General features: G+C 37.4%; 19 protein-coding genes and 1 tRNA gene. 13 read left to right on the top strand and 7 right to left on the bottom strand.

The features are described from left to right. Positions 1 to 96 precede the first annotated feature (96 nt). Positions 97 to 267, top strand: coding sequence for a zinc-ribbon domain-containing protein (locus VEB00_06290; GenBank protein ID HYF82619.1), 171 nt, complete (start codon positions 97 to 99; stop codon positions 265 to 267). A gap of 738 nt (positions 268 to 1,005) precedes the next feature. Next, positions 1,006 to 1,176: a zinc-ribbon domain-containing protein gene (locus tag VEB00_06295; protein HYF82620.1), complete on the top strand. Its 171-nt coding sequence runs from the start codon at positions 1,006 to 1,008 to the stop codon at positions 1,174 to 1,176. Positions 1,177 to 1,232: 56 nt separating this feature from the next. Here the strand turns inward: VEB00_06295 and VEB00_06300 are convergent, their stop codons facing one another. Further along, positions 1,233 to 1,700 carry a hypothetical protein gene (locus VEB00_06300; GenBank protein HYF82621.1) on the bottom strand — a complete coding sequence of 156 codons (468 nt, stop codon included), beginning with the start codon at positions 1,698 to 1,700 and terminating at the stop codon, positions 1,233 to 1,235. Between the two features lie 191 nt (positions 1,701 to 1,891). On the opposite strand from VEB00_06300, the gene VEB00_06305 reads away from it, so the two are divergent. Further along, complete coding sequence (locus tag VEB00_06305; protein ID HYF82622.1) at positions 1,892 to 2,839, top strand: MBL fold metallo-hydrolase; 948 nt, start codon at positions 1,892 to 1,894, stop codon at positions 2,837 to 2,839. Positions 2,840 to 2,940: 101 nt separating this feature from the next. Here the strand turns inward: VEB00_06305 and VEB00_06310 are convergent, their stop codons facing one another. After that, complete coding sequence (locus tag VEB00_06310; GenBank protein ID HYF82623.1) at positions 2,941 to 3,336, bottom strand: DUF1259 domain-containing protein; 396 nt, start codon at positions 3,334 to 3,336, stop codon at positions 2,941 to 2,943. Positions 3,337 to 3,483: 147 nt separating this feature from the next. Here VEB00_06310 and VEB00_06315 point away from each other — a divergent pair, with 147 nt between their 5' ends. From VEB00_06315 to VEB00_06350, 8 genes are all read left to right on the top strand, one after another. Continuing rightward, the gene (locus VEB00_06315) at positions 3,484 to 4,401 is read left to right on the top strand and encodes a helix-turn-helix domain-containing GNAT family N-acetyltransferase (GenBank protein HYF82624.1); all 918 of its coding nucleotides are present in this window, start codon (positions 3,484 to 3,486) and stop codon (positions 4,399 to 4,401) included. A 100-nt stretch (positions 4,402 to 4,501) separates the two neighbouring features. After that, positions 4,502 to 5,284 (top strand): IclR family transcriptional regulator, encoded by a 783-nt coding sequence (locus VEB00_06320; protein ID HYF82625.1) that lies wholly within the window; start codon positions 4,502 to 4,504, stop codon positions 5,282 to 5,284. Between the two features lie 201 nt (positions 5,285 to 5,485). Then, positions 5,486 to 6,256: a 5-oxoprolinase subunit PxpA gene (locus tag VEB00_06325; GenBank protein ID HYF82626.1), complete on the top strand. Its 771-nt coding sequence runs from the start codon at positions 5,486 to 5,488 to the stop codon at positions 6,254 to 6,256. Positions 6,257 to 6,271: 15 nt separating this feature from the next. After that, a complete protein-coding gene (locus VEB00_06330; GenBank protein ID HYF82627.1) occupies positions 6,272 to 7,486 on the top strand; it encodes an NRAMP family divalent metal transporter in 1,215 nt (404 codons plus the stop codon). A 68-nt stretch (positions 7,487 to 7,554) separates the two neighbouring features. Further along, complete coding sequence (gene pxpB / locus VEB00_06335) at positions 7,555 to 8,280, top strand: 5-oxoprolinase subunit PxpB (GenBank protein ID HYF82628.1); 726 nt, start codon at positions 7,555 to 7,557, stop codon at positions 8,278 to 8,280. A 126-nt stretch (positions 8,281 to 8,406) separates the two neighbouring features. Then, positions 8,407 to 9,444 carry a biotin-dependent carboxyltransferase family protein gene (locus VEB00_06340; protein HYF82629.1) on the top strand — a complete coding sequence of 346 codons (1,038 nt, stop codon included), beginning with the start codon at positions 8,407 to 8,409 and terminating at the stop codon, positions 9,442 to 9,444. Between the two features lie 19 nt (positions 9,445 to 9,463). Then, on the top strand, positions 9,464 to 9,619 hold the full coding sequence (locus VEB00_06345) for a hypothetical protein (protein ID HYF82630.1): 156 nt from the start codon (positions 9,464 to 9,466) through the stop codon (positions 9,617 to 9,619). A 48-nt stretch (positions 9,620 to 9,667) separates the two neighbouring features. Then, positions 9,668 to 10,465, top strand: coding sequence for a putative hydro-lyase (locus tag VEB00_06350; GenBank protein HYF82631.1), 798 nt, complete (start codon positions 9,668 to 9,670; stop codon positions 10,463 to 10,465). 304 nt (positions 10,466 to 10,769) lie between these two features. Here VEB00_06350 and VEB00_06355 read toward each other — a convergent pair whose 3' ends face one another. Next, a complete protein-coding gene (locus VEB00_06355; GenBank protein HYF82632.1) occupies positions 10,770 to 11,852 on the bottom strand; it encodes a hypothetical protein in 1,083 nt (360 codons plus the stop codon). 507 nt (positions 11,853 to 12,359) lie between these two features. Between VEB00_06355 and VEB00_06360 the strand changes: the two genes are divergently transcribed. Beyond that, complete coding sequence (locus VEB00_06360) at positions 12,360 to 12,653, top strand: tyrosine-type recombinase/integrase (GenBank protein HYF82633.1); 294 nt, start codon at positions 12,360 to 12,362, stop codon at positions 12,651 to 12,653. A gap of 19 nt (positions 12,654 to 12,672) precedes the next feature. Here the strand turns inward: VEB00_06360 and VEB00_06365 are convergent, their stop codons facing one another. The 4 genes from VEB00_06365 to VEB00_06380 form a co-directional block, all read right to left on the bottom strand. Further along, positions 12,673 to 13,548, bottom strand: coding sequence for a hypothetical protein (locus VEB00_06365; GenBank protein HYF82634.1), 876 nt, complete (start codon positions 13,546 to 13,548; stop codon positions 12,673 to 12,675). Between the two features lie 286 nt (positions 13,549 to 13,834). Continuing rightward, a tRNA-Sec gene (locus VEB00_06370) sits at positions 13,835 to 13,931 on the bottom strand. A 194-nt stretch (positions 13,932 to 14,125) separates the two neighbouring features. After that, entirely contained in the window at positions 14,126 to 14,398 is a 273-nt protein-coding gene (locus tag VEB00_06375; protein HYF82635.1) for an alpha/beta-type small acid-soluble spore protein, read from the bottom strand. A gap of 88 nt (positions 14,399 to 14,486) precedes the next feature. After that, positions 14,487 to 15,410 carry an AEC family transporter gene (locus tag VEB00_06380; protein ID HYF82636.1) on the bottom strand — a complete coding sequence of 308 codons (924 nt, stop codon included), beginning with the start codon at positions 15,408 to 15,410 and terminating at the stop codon, positions 14,487 to 14,489. Positions 15,411 to 15,563: 153 nt separating this feature from the next. Here VEB00_06380 and VEB00_06385 point away from each other — a divergent pair, with 153 nt between their 5' ends. Continuing rightward, complete coding sequence (locus VEB00_06385; GenBank protein ID HYF82637.1) at positions 15,564 to 15,914, top strand: hypothetical protein; 351 nt, start codon at positions 15,564 to 15,566, stop codon at positions 15,912 to 15,914. Positions 15,915 to 15,976: the final 62 nt, after the last annotated feature.

Here is a 15,976-nt window from a genome sequence, read left to right on the forward strand (position 1 = left end):
CGGAGATTTAACAAACAGAACCATTTTTCCTATTATTTGTTAGGCGGCAATGGACGTTATTTGTTAAATCCCTAATAAATAATAGGAGGTAAGGAAATGGCAGACAAGAACCTCATCTGCAAGGACTGCAGCAAGCCTTTTGTATTCACAGAGGGGGAGCAGGCTTTCTACAAGGAAAAGGGTTTTGAAAACGAACCACAGAGATGTCCTGATTGCAGAAAAGCTAAAAAGGCACAGAACAACAGAAGCAGAGACTTCAGAAGATAAGAGCTTATATAAAGGTCATTGAATTTTCAATGGCCTTTAATTTTTTGCATGCACAAAAAAGTTAGTAGTATAAATTATCTTGTTTTACAAATAATAGCTACTATAAAAGCTCTTAGGGAGAAGTGTTATGCCTTGGGTCATCAGCTTTATAGCATCATGGATATTGTTTTTTTTATTGACTGACAATAAGAGTTTGAAAAAGAATATATGGGGTGGGGTACTGGCGTTGGTGCTTGCGAGTTTTGTTGATTATGGGGGGCAAAAGCTAGAGCTATACACCTTTTACGATATAATCATACCGTGGGCGACTTGTTCTGCATTCTATAAATTTGGTCCCATATTCACCATGGGCATACTTTTTTGCCAATATGTGCCCAATAATAAGTGGTTGCAGGCAGCGCACATACTACTGTGCTCAATATTTTACATACTGCTTGAATTAACAATAATAAGCACTGGGGTAGCCGAATATATCCACTGGAATATACTCGCCAGTTTTGTGATAAACATAGTAACTTTCGGTTCTCTCACCTGGTTCACACTAGCATTTATACGAGAGAAATAATTTTTAGAAATTTTAAAAAACTTTATTGAATTTATTGACATTGAATGGGAGCAGTGCTATACTAATCAAGAATATGAGATTTAACAAACAAAAACCATTTCCTACTATCTATTAGGACAATGCATAATGTTTGAAAGTTGTTAAATCCTAATAAATAATAGGAGGTATGAAAAATGGCTGATAAGAATTTAACTTGCAAAGACTGTGGATCAGAATTTGTATTCACAGAAGGCGAGCAGGCTTTCTACAAGGAAAAGGGTTTTGAAAACGAACCACAGAGATGTCCTGACTGCAGAAAAGCTAAAAAGGCACAGAACAACAGAAGCAGAGACTTCAGAAGATAATATTGCCTAATGAAAGACCATTGAATAATTCAATGGTCTTTGTTTATTTTTGCAGCTCAAATTTTATTATAGATTTTGTATTTATACAAGCTTTCGGACAGCAATAAGATAGTAGTCAGTGAAGCAAAAGTTATCATAAAATCATAATAGTAATTATAACTGCCTATCCGTTCAAATGCACCTGCCAGTTCAGAAATAAAAGCCAACACTTCAACAATTGCTGTGGCGTAGACCAGCATCAGCAGGTTATGGCTGAAACGAGGCTTCATATATTCAATGAGTACTATTCCTGCAACTCCTGTCCAGAGCAAATGAAATAACGGTATTCCAAATACATCAAGGAAAGGCTTGTTATAACGGAATAATCCCAGGTTAATTCCCATCACATTAATAATACCAACAACGATAATAGAGATTAGTGAAACTGACATAAGCTCTTTAATGCGTTGCCGGCCTATAACAACCAGCGCATAAAGTAAGGTGAGCGCGAAGTAGTAGACATCAACATACCTAGCATAATCCATAAGAACACCTCTTAAACATATTTGCTAATATTATGTTCAGTTGAGCTTTTTTTATCAAAAATTATCTAGGTGCATAGAAAATCGGGAAATTTCCAGATGACTTTAGTGCATGGTCGATTATTTACTAGAAGTATATGGAAATGATATACTTATATTAGTGGTTATAATGAGTTGTGACTGGGGGTTAAAGAATGAGTGGGATTATAAAGAAACAATTTGATTCAAGGTACTTTACACTACGGGAGCTGGCGGAAGGGGTATATGCGGCTATAGAGAAGAAAGAAGCTGATACCGGAAGCAATGCCGGCTTTGTCGATATGGGAGACTATACTGTTGCGTTCGATGCTCTCCTCAATATTGATGCAGCAAAGGACTTAATAGCCGCTTCGGAGGCATTAACCTGTAAAGCACCTTCAATACTTGTAAACAGCCACTTTCATGCAGATCATGTAGTTGGGAACTGCATGTTCGGGAAAGATGCAAGGATATTTACCTCAAAGGCTGCTAAAGAAAAAATGCTGACAGATAGCACTAAAATGATGCAGGAGATTCAGGGACTTGAACCTAAAGTGTTGGATGAATTAAAGGCGCAGATATCCTCCGAAAAGGACACTGCCAAGCTGTTGGATTTAGAAAATGAATATAAGTTTTTAAGTAATATTATGAAGCCTGGAGTACAACTAAGACTGCCGGATGTTACTTTTGAGAGGACTCTTACTCTCCATGGAAAGAATAGGCGGGCTGAGTTGATTACCTTCGGCACTGCTCATTCTCCTGGGGATGTTATAATGTACCTGCCTGAAGAAAAGGTTTGTTTCGTGGGTGACTTGCTGTTCAAGGATTCTCATCCATGGTTGGGAACGGGTGACCCGGAGAATTTCATCAGAGTCCTTGGGGAATTGCTAAAGCTCGATGCTGAGATATTTATCCCTGGACATGGGGAGCTAGCAGCAAAGAGTGATATCGAGCTGGAGATAAAATACATTAATGAGCTCCTTGCACTTATGGATGCAAAAAAGGCCAAAGGGGAAGCTGCTGATACAGTAACCCTGAGTGATATATCACCGGAGTTCAGGGATTGGGACGGCTTGTGCTTTATGTGGAATGTTGATTTCTTGTTTAAGAGATCCGAAGAGTAAGCAGCATTGTATGAATTTGCTGCTAGCCACTGACTTAAAAAGAAAGGACTTGCATTGGCAAGTCCGGATGACACTAAGTCATGAAAAAAGATTAAACACTACTATCTTTCAAGCAGTTGAAAAGCTTCGGCTACTTTTTCTGCAAATACCAGAGGTTCTTCAACTGAGAGGAAGTGGATATAGAATAACCTCGGTCTATCAAACAGCCAGTGATTGTGTAGAGCAGTAACAAATATGTCTCGTTCACGAAGCGCCGTTATGAATGGGTTAATCTCGTTCTGCAGGATTACTGTCTCACCTAAATTGAGAGTGTTTCCTTCGCGGTCCATATCCTCAAATGAGAATAAGGCGTTTAGAACAAGAGGGCTGTGCGTTTCCCTATCGGCAATCTCAACGTCAATATTTCTTACGCGTGTTACAGCACACAATTCTTCAGTAGATTCGAGTATTGTGCTTTCGAGTATATCAGCAAATTCTTGACATAATTCAGTGTTCATATAGTCACCTCCTTTCCATTAGCATAGTATGCTTGTCTGCAAAATGTGTGCACTGTTTAAGTTGGTATAATACAATGTATAGTTGACTGAGTCAACTATACATTGTATTATAAAGACAGATACATTATAAAGGAAGGGAGTGATACTATGGAAAACAAAGAGAATTCCTTGGTCTCAGAAATAAGGAGCTTCAACAGGTTCTATACGAATATCCTAGGCTTGCTGGATCAGCATATACTTGCCAGTCCATACTCTCTGACGGAGGTTCGCATTCTTCTGGAAATCAATAAAATGAAAGATTGTACTGCCAATAAGCTGATCAGCAAACTAGCCATAGACAGGGGTTATATGAGCAGAGTTCTGAAGCGCTTTGAGGTTAATGAATTGATTGCAAAAGTAAACTCCACAGCTGATAGGCGCATAACCATATTGTGCCTGACGGCGAAGGGCAAGCAAATACTATTCGAGCTTGAAGACAGGTCGGGCAAGCAGGTGGAAAACCTGATAAGCCATTTGTCAGACAATGAGCAGCAAAAGCTGGTTGACTCGATGCAGGACATTAAGAGCGCACTGCTGGATGGAATCTACCCCGTTATTATTAGGACTTATCAACCAAAGGATCTGGAGTACATAATCAACAGGCATAGGGAGCTATATGATATGGAGTATGGTTTCGGCTCCGAGTTCAGCGACTATGTAGAAAAATATGTACTTAAGTTTAATGAGCACCATGATGAAAGTAAAGAGAACATTTGGATAGCAGAAGCAGATGGGAAGCCAATAGGCATGATTGCTATTGTGAGGGCGGATGAATCAACAGCGCAGCTTCGCTGGTTCCTGATAGAACCACACATGCGCGGCATAGGACTTGGCTATAAGCTAATGAAAACAGCTATAGATTTTTGTAAAGAAAAGAAATACAAGCATGTTTTCCTTTGGACAGTAAGCATCCTGGAAGCAGCCCGCAGTCTTTACAAACGATTTGGTTTTGAGTTGACCGAAAGCAAGGCTAACGAAAGCTGGGGCGAGCACCTGATGGAAGAACGATGGGATCTGGATTTATAAGAGGGGTGCATATTCTTATCAGTAATAAGCAATGTGAGCGTAGCTAAGTATTGATAGACAAATAATTGTCTATAGATTAGAATAATATAGGGTGATGATTATGGAGAACGAAAATAAAGCTTTAAACAATAGTCTTGATAAAGCATTAAAGCTTTTGACTTATTTTAATGCTGACAGACGAATAATAGGTTTAAGTGAACTCTCAAGACTTTCAAATATACCTAAAGCAACAGTATACAGATTGATTTCCACTCTTCAAGCCCATGGTTTTATTAGTAAGGTGAGTATATTGGGCAAGGATAATCAATATAAGCTGGGACTTCGGTTTCTGGAATATGGGAAATTAGTTAGTGAAGATCTGGAAATCAGAAAGATTGCACTGCCTTATATGGAAAGGTTCAGGGACAAAGTAAATGAATGTGTGCAGCTTATAATAAGGGATAATGATGAGGCTATGTACATAGAAAAGCTTGAGTGCACGCGGGATATAAGGTTATATACCAGGACGGGCAGACGTGCTCCATTATTTGGAGGTGCCTGTCCTCGGGCTATATTAACATTTTTACCTGATGATGAAATAGATAGAATTCTCGAGTCCAGACCTTTAGTTAAAGTTACAGAAGGAACTATTGTGAATAAGATAAAGCTTATAGAGCTCATAAAACAAGATCGGCAAAGAGGTTATACTATAAGCTACGGGGAGCTGGAGCCGGAAACTGTAGCTATCGGTGCACCTATTTTTGACCATATGGGTAGTGTGATTGCTTCTGTTAGCGTTGCAGGACCAGATAGCCGTTTTACTGAAAAGGAAATTCCTTATCTTTTGGATGAATTGCTCAGAACAACAAAGGACATTTCAACGGCATTGGGTTATATCAAATAAATTGAGATGGGCTAAATAGAATAAAGCTATAAATTCAATTATGAGTTTATGGCTTTATTTTATTATGCATAAAAATTCAAATAATTTAGAAAATATTAAAAATATTCAAAAAACATATTGCAGAAAAATAAAATTAAAAATATAATGAAACTAATAATATTAAACCACTGGTTCACTAAATGAAACATAAGGAGGGATAAAATGAGAAATATCGTTGATTTGAACAGCGATGTAGGGGAAAGTTATGGAACCTATAAGCTAGGGCTAGATGAAGATGTGCTTAAGTATGTATCTTCTGTCAACATTGCATGTGGCTGGCATGCGGGAGACCCAATGGTTATGGAAAAAACCATTGCTTTAGCTAAAGAGAACAACCTAGGGATAGGTGCGCACCCCGGGTACCCTGACCTAATTGGGTTTGGAAGAAGAAACATGGATGTTACACCAAAGGAAGCAAGAAACTATTTGATTTATCAAATCGGTGCTTTGGCTGCGTTTGCCCAAGCAGCAGGAACTTCCTTACAGCACATAAAGCTTCATGGCGCATTCTATAACATGGTTTCAGCGGACGCTGTACTGGCAAAGGAGGTAGCCAAGGCTATATATGATGTGAATAAGAATTTAATAGTTCTGGCATTAGCTGGCAGCGAGCTGGTGAAGTCAGCAAAGGAACTGGGTCTTAAGGTTGCTGAAGAAGTTTTTGCTGATAGAGCCTATAATTCAAATGGTTCTTTGGTTTCAAGGAAGCTCCCGGGATCGGTAATACATGATAAAAATCTAGCTATTGAAAGAGTAAAAAGAATGGTCACTGAAGGAAAGGTCACCGCTATAGATGGAACGAATATAGATATAAATGCCGACTCAATTTGTGTTCATGGTGATAATCCTGAGGCAGTAGCTTTTGTAAAGCTTATTAGAGAAAGATTGGAGGTTGATGGAATACAAATCAAATCTATTAAAGAATTTATTTAAAAGGGGGAAAACACAATGACAACACCAAAAGTAGAGGCAAAGATAGGCGATAAAAAGAGCAAAATGTCAGCGCTCATAGGAGCAGCATTTATTATGGCTACTTCAGCAATTGGACCGGGATTCTTAACACAAACTGCGGTTTTCACAGCACAATATAAAGCTTCCTTTGGATTCGTTATCCTACTATCTATTCTCATTGATATCGGGGCTCAGATGAATGTATGGAGAGTTATAGGGATATCCGGGCTAAGAGGTCAGGATATCGCCAATAAGGTATTACCGGGACTGGGATATTTTGTAGCTGCATGTGTGGCATTAGGAGGACTTGCATTTAACATAGGAAATATAGCAGGTTCTGCTCTGGGTATAAATGTTCTGTTTGGTATGGATGTAAAGATAGCAGCTATAGTATCTTGTGTAATAGCAATTGTAGTATTTATGTCAAAGCAAATAGGTAATGCTATGGACACTTTCGCAAAGGTACTGGGCTTACTAATGATTGTAGTAGTTTCATATGTTGCATTTGTCACTCAGCCTCCTGTAGGTGAAGCGATTGTAAGAACTTTTGTACCCTTGGAATTTTCTTTCTTAACGTTGATAACATTAGTTGGTGGTACCGTGGGCGGTTACATTACCTTTGCAGGTGGCCACAGATTAATAGATGCAGGAATCACCGGAGAGGAAAATGTAAAGGAAATAACAAAAGCATCAGTAACAGGTATTATAATAGCATCAGTAATGAGAATTCTTTTATTCTTAGCTGTTTTGGGTGTTGTAGCTAAAGGTTTACAATTGGATCCTGCTAATCCTCCAGCCTCTGCTTTTAAGCTTGGTGCAGGCATGATAGGATATAAGTTCTTCGGTGTAGTTCTTTGGGCAGCTGCCATAACTTCTGTTGTAGGTGCGGCTTATACTTCGGTATCCTTCCTGAGATCCTTCTCAAAGAATATAGAAAATTACTACAGATACTGGATTATTGGCTTTATAGTTGTATCAACACTTATTTTCGTCACAGTAGGACAGCCGATAAAGCTCTTAATCCTTGCCGGTTCACTTAATGGTCTTATCCTCCCCATAACTCTTGGTACTATGCTTTTGGCATCTGGAAACAAGAATATAGTAGGTGACTACAAGCATCCCAAGTGGTTATTATGGATTGGTATTTTAGTTGTTTTAATAGCAGTATTTGCTGGCTATAAGTCAATACTCGGAATAGGTAAATTGTTCTAAGGCTTGTTTTATGAGAGGGTGCCCTTTGGCACCTTCTCTAAATTATGAATCAAGGGTGTGGTAATAATATGTACGAAAAAGGGCACTACTTAATGTCAGGTGATAAAGGCCTGGTAGTTGAATTTGGAAATGAAATAAGTGAAGCAGTAAACAAAAAAGTAAGGAATTTATATTTAGCGATTAAAAAGAGTCAAATGCCAGGGATATATGAAATGATTCCCACATACAGATCACTTTTAATACAATACAATCCTATAGAAATAGAAGTAAATAAGTTGATAGAGAAGCTTATGGAAATCGAAATGTCTCTTGACAGCATTGACCTTCCAAAGCCAAGAATAATTGAGATACCAACCATATACGGCGGTGAATTCGGAGAAGATTTAAAATTTGTGTCAGAACATAATGGGATGAGTGAAGATGAAGTAATCAAGATTCATTCATCTGTTGATTATCGTATATACATGCTTGGCTTTAGTCCCGGTTTTCCTTATTTGGGAGGAATGTCTGAAAAGATAGAGACACCCAGACTAAAAATCCCAAGAACAAAGATACCTGCAGGATCTGTAGGTATAGCAGGCAAGCAGACTGGTATATATCCCATGGAAAGTCCCGGTGGATGGCAGCTTATTGGAAAAACTCCTCTCAAGCTGTACGATCCCAAGAGTGAAACACCTATAATATTACAGGCTGGGGATTATATCAGGTTTGTACCGATAAAGAAAGACGAGTATGTCAGTATATGCAGTTTGGTAGAGAAAAATCAGTATGAGATCAAAATAGTAATGGAATAGGTATATTGAACGCACAATAGGAATTATATCAGGTATGGTGCGAATTCAATAACAACCAAGGAAACTTTTTGCGAAACTTGAATAGTAATGCAAAGGATGTTTCGCAAAACGTATAGGGAGGAAGATATGAAAGATATAGCAATTGTCAATCCCGGCCTTTATACGACTGTGCAGGACAGAGGAAGATGGGGATATCAAGAGTTTGGGATGCCTGTTACTGGAGCTATGGATGACTATTCCTTAAGGGCAGCCAACATACTTGTAGGCAATGATGAATATGATGCGGCTTTGGAAACTACCTTGAATGGACCTGAAATATCCTTTAATATTGATGCGGTTGTTGCAATTACCGGCGCAAATATGGTGCCTAGGGTAAATGGTAATATTGTACCAATGTGGAGATCTCTTATACTATCAAAAGGTGATGTGCTTTCCTTCTCCATGGTAAATGAAGGAACAAGAGGTTATATTGCTTTTGCCGGTGGCTTGGATATCCCAATTGTTATGGGCAGCTGTTCAACCTTTGTCAGGGGTGGAATAGGCGGTTATGAAGGCAGAAAGCTTAAAAGCGGCGATGAAATAAATCTAAGGAACAGCAATGTTTCTATACAGAAGCTGGCAAACAGGGTTATACCATTGCAATATATACCTGAATATAAGCAGAACTGCCGTATAAGAGCTATTCTAGGCCCTCAGGATGACTGTTTTACTGAAGAAAGTGTAGAGAAGTTTTTCAATTCTGAGTATGAGGTAACAAATGAAGCGGATAGAATGGGCTATAGACTATCAGGTCCTGCTTTGGAGCATAAAGCCGGAGCTGATATAATTTCTGACGGTATAAATTTAGGATCTATTCAGATACCCGGACATGGTACTCCTATAGTAATGATGGCTGATAGACAGACTACCGGGGGATATACAAAAATAGCTACGATAATTTCGACAGATGTGTCCTTGATGGCACAGTTAAAGCCTGGCAACAAGGTAAGCTTTGAAAAAACTGATGTCCAGGAAGCCCATAGAATCCTAAGTGAGTATGAGGACAAAATCAGTGCAATAAAAAGCTATGTGAACAGCAGCCAGCTAAAGCTTGGAAGACCGAAACGCTATAGCCTCAGAATTGAAGGTGTCAGCTACGAAGTGATGGTAGAAGAGATTGATTAACAATCAGAAAGTGAGAAATATGAATATTTCTAAAGATATAATTACCGTCATTACTGCTGCTATTATGGCAATGACCGGGGGCAAGACGAAAATTGTGATAAAGTCCATAAGGAGGACATCGAACAGGCAGAGCGATTGGGTACTTTCGGGATGGCTTAAGAAAAAAACATATTGAGTCAATTATTATTGATAATTCGAAAATCAATGTAAAGGAGACTTAAAATTGAGCAATTACCATGATTTATCGCCAAAGGAAGTAAGACAGCTGATAAGGGAAGGGAAAATCACTATACCCACATCAGGGATGTGTGGGGGTTATGCCCAGGCAAATCTTGTGATACTTCCCAGGAAAAACGCAGAGGATTTCAAGTGGTTCGCAAAAAACAATCCCAAACCCTGTCCGGTACTTGAGATCACAGAGCCGGGAAGCTACATGACAAAAAGGACTGCGGACAATGCAAATATCATTACTGATATACCGAAATACTTCATTTATAAAAACGGCGTAAAGATTGATGAATGCACCAATGCTGAAAAGTATTGGAGGGAAGATATGGTCTGCTTCCTGATCGGCTGCAGCTTTTCATTTGAAGAAGCGCTGATAAGGGCCGGAATAGAAGTAAGGCATATAACCATGGGCTGCAATGTGCCGATGTTCAAGACAAACATCCCTTGCAAGCCTGCAGGAATATTCAACGGGCCATTTGTAGTAAGCATGAGGCCAATAAAAGCCGACCATGTAGAAAAAGTATTTGAAATAACAGAAAAATTCCCCAATGTGCATGGAGCGCCGATTCATGCAGGAAACCCTGAAGAAATCGGTATAAAGGATATCAACAAACCTGATTACGGTGACGCTGTAACAATAAACGAAGGTGAAGTACCTGTGTTCTGGGCTTGCGGAGTTACACCACAAGCTGCTGTGGAAAATGCAAAGCCGGAAATCGTAATCACGCACGCACCGGGACATATGTTCATTACAGACATTTTAAATGAAGAGATAGAAGAAAAGCTGTTTTAATTTGAATACAAAATAAAAAAGGACTCCGCTCTATGAGCGTCAGCCCTTTTTTTTATATCGAAATTTTAGAAATATGCTATTTGGCGGGAGTATGTGGGAATCGAACCCACCCATGAGGCTACCAACCCCAAACACTGGTTTTGAAGCTCTGTAGGTGTAGAATTTAATAAAAGTGAAAACTGTTAGAATGTAGGGAATGTCTATATTAGAATAGCCACCAACTTTATTAGTTGATGGCTACTTTTATTAAAAATTATTTATGAAGTTAGAAAAATGTTAGAAAACTATACTGGCTAGTTATGAGTTATAATTCAATTTTATTGTTCTCAATACTTTTGTTTGTAAAACCAAGCCAATTATACTTGTTCTCGAAGTAATTCACGGTTTCTTTGACTATAGTTGAAGCTCCAACAATGCTTGCCCCGCTTACGGTTAATAAATTATTACCTGTTATTAATCCGCCTAATGTAATAGGTATAGATATAATGGTAGACATGCTTGTCCATCTTTTTATTTTTGGGAAAATACGTTTAATTCTTTTGTTAATTTTCATCTTTTCATTACTAAATTCATTTTTAATTATAGCTGGGTCTAGTATGCCATCATAAGAATTTTTTGCATTAATTATTCTTTGAGTAATATTTTTTACTTGTAGTATCTCATCATAATTTCTCCAGGACATCATTTTATAAGTATTTTTCTCAATATCGGTAAGATAGTTATCCTTACATGGTATTAAACTCTTACATATGTTACACTGTAAATCGTCGGCATAAGCATAATTATGCAATGTTAATTCGTTAGGAATGACAACATCAAAAACGTTGCTAAAAGAATTAATATAATTAGGATTTATGCTAGTGGGTAAGCCATCTAACCCAAATTTCAAATTTAAGTATTTTAAAGCTTTATTATTAAATAAACAATTTGCATCAAAATGTTTTGTTAAAAACAGACTAGCATAAATAGACCATAAATATGCACCACAATACTCCTCGTCATCAATACATATTGCATTAGGTACACCCTCTTCGCCCTTTTTAACATGTTGGGGGAATATCTCAAGTAACTTTTTTGAATCATGTTCGACAAGCTTGTCGATATAATCTTTATAATGGTTAGAAATTATATCGTTTGGGTTAACAATATCTAGCACACCCTCAGAATTAATTATATCAAAAATTAGTTTAACTGCAGGTGCTGCCTTATCTGTTTTTAATAATTCTTTATCATTTATAGATTCCCATATTGCAGGTGTAATAATGATTTTATCAGCCCATAGCAATGTTGAAGGGTTTGAAAAAAGCCAATCCAAGTCAAAACTGCAATTAACACAAGTACCTAAGTCCTTTCCTATAGCTAATCCTGTTACTAATACCTTATTCAATATATCACCTCATATTAAAAAATAATGATACAGATAAAATTAACTATTTCATAATACTTCTAATTCAAAAGATTTATGTTGCATGTCAATTCCTATAATGTATCCTATTCTGGGCATATCAGTGATGATGTGCTTTATTTCATGCAAAAAAACCTTGCATTGAGTCTCGTAGTTTATATTTCCATTAAGCACCAGGAGATATCCCTTCCGATTGCTTCGATAAACAAATCCATAAACAGACTGAGAAAGATTGAAAGCTATAGAAACCTTTATGTCAAATGCATTCATTACTTCATGGAGTGGGATAGACTCATCCAGTAGTGCTTTCAATAAAGGTGTCTCTAGTACATTAAGTATCAGGCACAGAGGTTGCAAAGGTATTAGTTAACTAAACCATTAACTATTATTATTCTACCATATTTCTACATATTAAGAAACGTATCTCAAACGGCTTGTTTGCAGAATAGCTCTAATGCCTGACATTTACCTTATTAAGACAATGACCTTGTGAGTTGCTATGATGATGGGCATCCATTTAACCCTAGTACATTCAGTGGATTATTCGGGGATATATTAAAAAGGAATAAACTGCCTCAGATAAGATTCCATGACCTGAGACATACAAATGCAACCTTAATGCTTAAGAATAATATCCCTGCAAAAGTAGCTTCTGAAAGATTGGGACACTCAACTATAGGAATTACCCTTGACCTATATAGCCATGTATTAAAGGAAATGCAGGAGGAAGCTGCAAACAAAATTGCTAATGCTATATTCAAACATGAAAAAGGCACTATTTGAATATAGTGCCTTACTTTTATTATATGTTTATGTAGGGAGGCTTATTTATAACTCCTGAGTATACTATTTCAAAGTAGGATTTATCATTAATATAAACAAAGTAAGGGTTAGTAACTGTGATACGTACTCTATCATTTTTATCTTCTATTAGGCCCACACAGAGGAAGTTAAGAGTTCTCTTTTTAATTTCATTATTTATAATGCTGATGAATCTTCTCACATCATCTACATTAGTTCTTTCAGCATAGAATGCTTGGGGTAAATATAGATAAGTATCTTTATCCTCAACTTTTAAATTAATAAAACCATATTGCCCATCATTTATAAATTTAGCACTTTCAATAATACCATATAGCATTTTATTTTGTCCTAAGAAAGCACTCGCATAATTAGCATCAATACTATTTAATCTAAACCGCTGTTTTTTATCATCTAGCACATTGTCTGCTCCAGGTAAATATCTATAACCTGCAGCAGTCTTAATTCCACCCTTCTTTACTTTGCGAGTAGTCTTTTTCTTAGAGTTTGTGTTTACTTTACTATGGTCTGTGTTCAGGTCTTTACTTTTTCTTTTTAACGATTCTAATATCCTATCCTCTGAAATATCAACATTTACATAACTGCCATAAACACTATTTCTTGTAACACTGCCCTTATAGACAACAAATAAGGGACAATCATCTTTATGAGCACTGCCTTCTTTATTCCAAGTACTAAAGAACTTTTTTCCATCTGTTCTTTCGGTGAACTTAATGTGAGCCTCACATCCAGGGGTAATACAGAATAGATTGTACTTATACTTAGTATCATAATCATCCTGGTCTAAATCTTCGTAGTAGATGTTTCTTTCCTCAGTATCTGTTTTATAAAGAGCATACGCTATCTTGGTCGCCATGTTTATATCCCCCCATAAATATTTATATTATAAGAATATGATATAATACATAGGAATATTTATAAAATTCTGAAAATAAGCATAATATGTAATAATTGCTCAAAAATGGTCAATATATGTAAGAGTAAGGATGTTATGCAAGTATAAGCGGAAAAGCTTTGAATATCTGGCAACACATGGAGTTTACTGTACGTTAGAAAAATGTTAGAAAAACAAATAAAAAAGGACCTCACTCTATGAGTGTCGATCCTTTTTCTTATCTATATAAATTTAGGAAAACGCAATTTGGCGGGAGTATGTGGGAATCGAACCCACCTATGAGGCTACCAACCCCAAACACTGGTTTTGAAGACCAGAGGGCACACCAGCACCCATCTACCCCCATAATATCAATATTATCGGCAGTTTCTTGGGAATTTATTTGCCTCACACATTTAAAGATGATATCATAATCCATTTTAAAAAGCAATGGCGGGCAATAGCAGAAAAGCACGTAAAAAAACCGAAACTTCTATGCTTATGGCAGATAGCCTCTTTGAAGCTGAGTCCACCTTGCTAGAGCTTCGGTTTGTTTCTATCATTGACGAAACCTATCAGGAGAATGGGTAATTTCATGCTTCATCTGCTCGATGATTCTTCTTACCATCTCGCCGCCTACCTTGCCGCACTGCTTTGCTGACAAGTTGCCCTTATAATCCTCGGTAAAATCTATTCCAAACTCAGAGGCGATGGACTTTTTCAGGTTATCCATTGCACCCTCGGCTTCAGGTATGAGAATCCTTGTGCTTCGCCTGCCAGTTCTTTTTCCGGTAATAGTCTTATATGTTATCTCTGTGTTTTTTGCCACCATAAAACACCACCTTTCAATATTAGTATTCTATGGATTTTACTTTTACATGAGTTGAAAATTTAGGATAAAGAAAAAGAAAATTGAAAAGCTACAATATAAAATTAGTAAGCACATATACAGTGAGTGGTAATGTAAGAATGCTTAGCAGCGTGGTAATAAATACTCCAACTGAAGCAAACAATGGTTCTGAATCAAATTGGCTTGCAAAAATTGCATTTGTTGCGCCTGAAGGCATTGAAGCCATTATAGTGCAGATTGATATTACCATGGCATTAAAACCCATGAATTTTAAAGAATAGGCTGTTGCCAAAGGGATAATGACAAGCTTGATGGAGGATACCAGATAAACTTTTTTGTTTGAGACAAGCTTTGAAATATCTATTTCAGCAATCAATGCTCCTATAAGAAGCATTGAAAGGGGAGCAGTCATTTTTCCGGTCAAGTCCATTGCGGTTTGAAGGGGATAAGGAAGCTTAAGCTGGAACGCGAACATTAAAAGTGCAATGAAAGATGAAATTGAGCCTAAGTTAAAGAGCTTTTTCAAGTCTATCTTTTCCTGCCTGTCGAAAAGCAATATGCCATAAGTCCAGAGAAAGGTTGTAAATACAAGGTTTACAACAGTTGCATAAAAGACACCTATCTCTGCAAAAAAAGCCCTGGCTACGGGATAACCCATAAAGCCGACATTTCCAAATACGATAAGGGAAATGAACACATTAGCAGTCTTTTTATCAAAGTGCAGCCACTTGGCTGTGATAATACAAAAAATTATAACCAACAAATAGGATACTATTGTAATTACCAATATGCTGATCATGTTCGGGAGCACTTCGCTGGTTCTCTCAAAATTGGTTGATGAGACTATAAGGGCAGGGAGCGCAATTTTCATCAGTAATACTGAAATAGAATCCTGAACGCCAATATCAATAATCCTTTTCCTTTTTGCTGCAACTCCTATGAACATGATAATGAATAATATTAGTATCTGACTTATAGCGGTATTAAAATCCATATATACACCCCGGATATTATTCTATGCAAAATATTGTAATAAAGTTGCATTATAAAAATAAATATATCATAGATTTATATTGATGTACATAAACAGGCCCTGGAAATCTTGAGTTGAGGCAAATAATTAAGCAGTTTTGGGGGATGGAGAAAAATGGTTGATCACAGTAAGGACGATGGTTTTCTCAAGGAAGTATGTAATCTGAATGAAATTCTGGTACCGCTTGTAAGCTCTTACAGGCTATCAGTCGGTGCTGCAGAGGAGTTCAACAGGATTTCACTGGCTCACCGCAAGGATGTTGAAGATGCAATAGATCGTGCGGATGATTTGGGGCATTTGATAGATGAGGTGCAGAGAAAGCTTAAGAAGTATATGAGAAGGTATTTTGTGGAGCTTGACTACAAGCTGGAATATATGGAGGAAATCCGTGAAAAGGCAGAAATGCGTGAAAAACTGGGGTCTAAGCTGAATAAGCTGTCAGATGGGAAAAAAGGGGATGTTTGAAGTAATTCAAACATCCGCTTATGCATAAAACCACTCCGTTCTAAATAGTTTCCTGAAGCCTT

It is taken from the genome of Clostridia bacterium (genome assembly GCA_035628995.1).
Taxonomy (GTDB): domain Bacteria; phylum Bacillota; class Clostridia; order Lutisporales; family Lutisporaceae; genus BRH-c25.

What these genes read in the sequence shown, in the direction of transcription:
- VEB00_06310 (HYF82623.1), bottom strand. Translation starts at nt 3,336, where the DNA reads ATGAACACTGAATTATGTCAAGAATTTGCTGATATACTCGAAAGCACA.
- VEB00_06340 (HYF82629.1), top strand. Translation starts at nt 8,407, where the DNA reads ATGAAAGATATAGCAATTGTCAATCCCGGCCTTTATACGACTGTGCAG.
- VEB00_06385 (HYF82637.1), top strand. Translation starts at nt 15,564, where the DNA reads ATGGTTGATCACAGTAAGGACGATGGTTTTCTCAAGGAAGTATGTAAT.
- VEB00_06315 (HYF82624.1), top strand. Translation starts at nt 3,484, where the DNA reads ATGGAAAACAAAGAGAATTCCTTGGTCTCAGAAATAAGGAGCTTCAAC.
- VEB00_06320 (HYF82625.1), top strand. Translation starts at nt 4,502, where the DNA reads ATGGAGAACGAAAATAAAGCTTTAAACAATAGTCTTGATAAAGCATTA.
- VEB00_06290 (HYF82619.1), top strand. Translation starts at nt 97, where the DNA reads ATGGCAGACAAGAACCTCATCTGCAAGGACTGCAGCAAGCCTTTTGTA.
- VEB00_06295 (HYF82620.1), top strand. Translation starts at nt 1,006, where the DNA reads ATGGCTGATAAGAATTTAACTTGCAAAGACTGTGGATCAGAATTTGTA.
- VEB00_06325 (HYF82626.1), top strand. Translation starts at nt 5,486, where the DNA reads ATGAGAAATATCGTTGATTTGAACAGCGATGTAGGGGAAAGTTATGGA.
- VEB00_06300 (HYF82621.1), bottom strand. Translation starts at nt 1,700, where the DNA reads ATGGATTATGCTAGGTATGTTGATGTCTACTACTTCGCGCTCACCTTA.
- VEB00_06380 (HYF82636.1), bottom strand. Translation starts at nt 15,410, where the DNA reads ATGGATTTTAATACCGCTATAAGTCAGATACTAATATTATTCATTATC.
- VEB00_06375 (HYF82635.1), bottom strand. Translation starts at nt 14,398, where the DNA reads ATGGTGGCAAAAAACACAGAGATAACATATAAGACTATTACCGGAAAA.
- VEB00_06365 (HYF82634.1), bottom strand. Translation starts at nt 13,548, where the DNA reads ATGGCGACCAAGATAGCGTATGCTCTTTATAAAACAGATACTGAGGAA.
- VEB00_06305 (HYF82622.1), top strand. Translation starts at nt 1,892, where the DNA reads ATGAGTGGGATTATAAAGAAACAATTTGATTCAAGGTACTTTACACTA.
- VEB00_06330 (HYF82627.1), top strand. Translation starts at nt 6,272, where the DNA reads ATGACAACACCAAAAGTAGAGGCAAAGATAGGCGATAAAAAGAGCAAA.
- pxpB (HYF82628.1), top strand. Translation starts at nt 7,555, where the DNA reads ATGTACGAAAAAGGGCACTACTTAATGTCAGGTGATAAAGGCCTGGTA.
- VEB00_06345 (HYF82630.1), top strand. Translation starts at nt 9,464, where the DNA reads ATGAATATTTCTAAAGATATAATTACCGTCATTACTGCTGCTATTATG.